Origin of the sequence: Flavobacterium sp., assembly GCF_028712645.1 — a bacterium.
In the GTDB taxonomy this organism is placed as follows: domain Bacteria; phylum Bacteroidota; class Bacteroidia; order Flavobacteriales; family Flavobacteriaceae; genus Flavobacterium.
The window spans coordinates 1-4811 of record NZ_JAQTPQ010000261.1; the positions used below are offsets into that span (position 1 = coordinate 1).

General features: G+C 32.7%; 5 protein-coding genes. 2 read left to right on the top strand and 3 right to left on the bottom strand.

Annotated elements, in window-relative coordinates:
* The coding region (locus tag PHC28_RS15740) for a PAS domain-containing sensor histidine kinase (protein WP_300102832.1) at positions 1 to 759 on the top strand (759 nt) is incomplete at its 5' end.
* On the opposite strand, the gene PHC28_RS15745 is transcribed toward PHC28_RS15740, so the two are convergent.
* From PHC28_RS15745 to trmB, 3 genes are read right to left on the bottom strand one after another with little or no spacing between them, the layout of a single operon-like run.
* Complete coding sequence (locus PHC28_RS15745; RefSeq protein ID WP_300102835.1) at positions 756 to 1091, bottom strand: MGMT family protein; 336 nt, start codon at positions 1089 to 1091, stop codon at positions 756 to 758. The genes PHC28_RS15740 and PHC28_RS15745 overlap by 4 nt on opposite strands.
* Before the next feature lie 4 nt (positions 1092 to 1095).
* Complete coding sequence (locus tag PHC28_RS15750) at positions 1096 to 1728, bottom strand: LysE family transporter (RefSeq protein WP_300102838.1); 633 nt, start codon at positions 1726 to 1728, stop codon at positions 1096 to 1098.
* Between the two features lie 55 nt (positions 1729 to 1783).
* Positions 1784 to 2461, bottom strand: coding sequence for a tRNA (guanosine(46)-N7)-methyltransferase TrmB (gene trmB / locus PHC28_RS15755; RefSeq protein WP_300102841.1), 678 nt, complete (start codon positions 2459 to 2461; stop codon positions 1784 to 1786).
* A 457-nt stretch (positions 2462 to 2918) separates the two neighbouring features.
* On the opposite strand from trmB, the gene PHC28_RS15760 reads away from it, so the two are divergent.
* Positions 2919 to 4529, top strand: coding sequence for a L,D-transpeptidase family protein (locus PHC28_RS15760; RefSeq protein ID WP_300102844.1), 1611 nt, complete (start codon positions 2919 to 2921; stop codon positions 4527 to 4529).
* Positions 4530 to 4811: the final 282 nt, after the last annotated feature.

Consider the following 4811-nt stretch of genomic DNA (forward strand, 5'->3'; position numbering starts at 1 on the left):
TTTATACTGCAAACTTCATTGACAAAATCATTCGAAAGAGACTATTTCATCATTTTATTAGACAGCATTCAGCGTGTAATTGAGAAAAAAGAAAAAGAAGCTTGGATCAATTTGATGAAAATTATTTCGCACGAATTGATGAATTCCTTAACACCAATTCGGTCGCTATCGCAAAATTTACTGCAAATTGTTGACCAAGAACAATTGAATACAGAGGATTTTGAAGACATCAAACAAAGCATTTCTACTATAATCAATCGAAGCGATCACCTGCAATTTTTTGTCGAAAATTATAGAAAACTAGCGATGTTGCCTACACCCAATAAAATTCCAACACCAATACATTTACTTTTTGAGGATTGCCTAAAAATAATGACTCCTATTTTTAAATCAGAAAACATAACTATTGTTAATGAAATTGAAGTTTTCAGAACGCTTATAATCGACAAAAGTCAGATGGAGCAAGTAATCATCAACCTGCTTACCAACAGTATTTTTGCATTGAAAAATCAAGAAGAAAAGAAAATATTCCTATCGACTTCGGTAGAAAACAATCGTTTTTTCATCACCATTTCTGACACTGGAAAAGGCATTGAAACTGAAATTAGAGATAAAATTTTCTTGCCCTTTTTCACAACTCGAAAAAATGGCGCAGGTATTGGATTGACACTTTCAAAAAATATTGTAGAGTCTCACGGAGGTTATTTGAGTTGTCAAACCGATGAAAACAGAACCCATTTTGTGATTTGTTTGATTTAAATCAACTCTATTTCTGGTTGCCAAAAATGCTTTTCAAAATCCATAATTTGATTATCGGTAACAACGATACCTTCACTTTCGAGTAATTGCTGCATTAGATTCGTGCCGTCAAAATGGTGTTTTCCTGTCAATAATCCTTTTCTATTTACAACACGATGTGCGGGAACATCTTCTAGATTATGCGCTGCATTCATCGCCCAACCCACCATTCTTGCGGAGCGAGCCGTTCCCAAAGCTTTTGCGATAGCTCCGTAAGAAGTCACTTTTCCGTAAGGAATTTGTCTTGCAATGGAGTACACTTTTTCGAAAAAATTGTCGTTCTGATTGGTCATTTTATTACCAATAATATTTAATAATATTCAACAAGGTAATTATCGAAATCAATCCCGTTATGCTTCCAATAATGGTATTCATATTTCTCAGGATATAATCTGTTTTGTTTTCAATCCTGTTAAAGAAAGCGATATAACAATAAAAGGCTGAAAAAGAACCAATAATAACTCCGTTTAAAAAAATGAAAATGGAGGCCAAATCAAAAGAAAACAAATTATAGGAGGATAAAGTTACACTCACAAAAACATAATAGGGAATAGGAAAAAAGTTAAGTGCCGAAAGTAACATCCCTAGAAAAAACCTACTTGTTTTACTGTTTTTTTTGATTTTTCTTGTTTTGCTTTTGGGCTTTTTAGCCAAAACTAAAAAATAAATAGTTAAAGTCGCAAAAATTCCAAGTCCTATCTCGCGTAATAAGGTAACCAAATCTGGGCGACTATTTATAATTTTAGCAAATAATAGGGCAAGAAAAACTTGAAAAATAATAATGACCACAGCACCAATTACAAACCATAACGCATTCCTTTTTCCTTCTTTCAGATTTACTTTGGCGGCCGTCATATTGATTAATCCTGGCGGAATAATCCCTATAAAGGCAGTAACAAAACCTAAAAACAATGGCGTTATAAAATTCATTTATTGCGAGAATCAAGCGTTCGAAAATGAGAAAACATCTATTAAAAAATAGAAGCTATTCTTTAATTTTAAATCGAATATACGTAATTGCCTTGTTAATTTCCAAATATTGTTTTTCATAAAAGGTCTGAAAAGCAGTAACTTCCTCTGGACTTCCTTCATTTACATAAACATTATGATTAGCATATAATACCTCGTGCCCTTCGCCATGCAGCAATCCAAGGGTATAACCGTGCATAAATTCGCTATCGGTTTTCAAGTTTACCACGCCGTCTTTCTTGAGAATTTTTTTATACAATTGTAGAAATTCCGAGTTGGTCATTCTATGTTTAGTCCGTTTGTATTTGATTTGCGGATCTGGAAAAGTAATCCAAATTTCATCCACTTCATTTTCGGCAAAAATATGGTTTATCAATTCTATTTGCGTGCGAATGAAAGCTACATTATGCAAACCAGTTTCAACAGCTGTTTTCGCACCTCGCCAAAAACGAGCGCCTTTAATATCAATTCCGATGAAATTTTTGTTTGGATATTTTTCGGCCAAGCCAACGGAATATTCGCCTTTTCCACAGCCTAATTCAAGCACTAATGGATTATCATTTTTGAAAAAATCAGCGTTCCATTTGCCTTTAAGCGGAAACAAATCTCCCACCACTTCTTCCCTCGTTGGTTGAAAAACATTATTGAATGTTTCGTTTTCCTTGAATCTTTTTAATTTGTTTTTACTTCCCACGCTTTTTAAAATGTTTTTACTTCGTATAATTCTACCTAAAGGTCTCGGGTGGCAAAATTAATCAAATATATAAGACCGAATGTCGCGATGGATAAAAAATGGTTCTATCTGCATAATTTGATTAATTCTACCACGAATTGAGTGGGTATTTTTTTTCCACAGATTTAAAGAAAGTGGTGGGACTTTGACAAAGAGTTGCTAACTGTTTTTTTTTGCCACGGATTTCACAGATTTACACAGATTAAAAAAAGAGTTAGATAGAATTAAACAGATTCTCACAGATTTTGGAAAGAATTTTAAAAAAAATAGGTGTAATTCGTTGTAGAACCTTTTGATTTAGCAAATATACTGTGGAATTTTCATTACAGTTATCATAATAATCTTTTAACCAAAACTTGATTGCAATTCGCTTTTAATGAACAAAATATTTCTTTATCTTTATACAAATAATCATAACATGAAAAACTTCTTTTTATCTACTGTGGTTTTTTTATTTGTCTTTTCACTTAACTCTGCTCCTTATGGCAGAGATAAAAATCTTACCGCTGACCAAATTTTTATTGACCAAATTTCACTAAAAAATCAGTCAAAAAAAATATTAATGAATATTGACAATATGAGTCTTTCTCAATTTTTTGAGAAATATCCCGATTTAAAAACATACCAGCCAGATGTTATTTCCTTATACAAAAATCGAAATTATAGTTCTATTTGGTATGACAATAAAGGACTTATTGAGTTTGCCAATTTGTTATATTCCAAAGTAAATCTTCTCGAGGAAGAAGGACTCAAGTCACGCTTAGCCTATAAAAATAAAATTGACGGAATTTTCAACACGGATTCCGCGGATAATCTATCACAAATCGATACAGAGATAATGTTGTCATCGATGTACGTGTTTTATGCCAAGAAAGTATATCAAGGAATTAATCCTGAAAAAACCATAGAAATTGGATGGTTTTTGCCAAGGAAAAATCTTTCGTATGAATGCCTATTGGATTCTTTATTAGTCGATCCCAAATTATTAAGTAAAAATGAGGGGCAACTATTCCGACAATATTATAAACTACGTGATGTTTTGAAAAAATACCGCCAAATAGAAAAAAGTGGCGATTGGATTCCCATAACAACAGATTCTTTAGAAAGAGAATATAAACTAGCCGACAGTTCAAAAACCATTGGTCAAATTAGGCATCGTCTTGTCGTTACCGGAGATTTAAAAAAGGATTCCAAAAGCAATGTGTATGATTATGAATTACTGGAAGGAATCTTGAATTTCAAAAAAAGAAACGGCTTTAACCGAAATTATATCATTGAATACAAGCACATTCAAAAGATGAACATCCCCATCGAGAAATACATCAAAACCATTATTGTCAATATGGAACGCTGCCGATGGATTGATCCGATGTTGACAAAAGCCGATGAATATATCATAATAAATATCCCATCTTATAAACTCCTCTATAAAAAAAATGGCACGACTGAATTAGAATCGAAAGCAATCGTTGGTAAAAATATGACTGAAACGGTTGTTTTTAGTAGCAATGTGAGTAAAATAGTCTTTAGCCCTTTCTGGAATGTACCGAAAAGCATCATTGACAACGAATTAATGATAGCAATGGCTCAAGACAAAAATTATCTAGCTTCCCATAATATGGTTTGGGATAAAGGGAGAGTTGTGCAAAAACCTGGACCAAGTAATCCTATGGGACTGGTTAAATTTGTTTTTCCAAATTCAAATGACATCTATTTACATGATACGCCAGCCAAAAGTTTTTTTCAATACGAATACGGAGCCTTTAGTCACGGTTGCATCAATATGGACAAGGCCAAAGAATTGGCAGAGTTGATTTTAAAAGACGACCCTAATTGGTCTATTGAACGTATTAACGAGGCTATGAAAGGCGAAAAAGAAACTACTTATATCCTGAAAAATAAGATTCCGATTCATATTGGCTATTTTACGGCTTGGGTAAACGACTCTGGAGAAATTAGTTTTTACAATGACATATATGGGAGAGACGATCGGTTGTCCGAGCTGCTATTTTCTGATGATACTGAATAGTTTGATTGTTTTGACAGCCATTTTGCCTCTTATCAAAATCGGAGATGACTAACCGTTATTTCAATAAAATTCTTGCATAGAGATTTTTATTGTAAAAATAAAATACTCAAAACCGATTGAACTAAAACATACTGACAAATGGTATTATTTCCAAAAAAATTAGAAACATAACGTTCGAAAATAATCCTAAAAACAATTGTAATCCATCGTTTTTTTTTGTATATTTTATGATGACCCTTCAATAAAGGAAAGCAACTATGAAAAAATCAATTATTACAATTC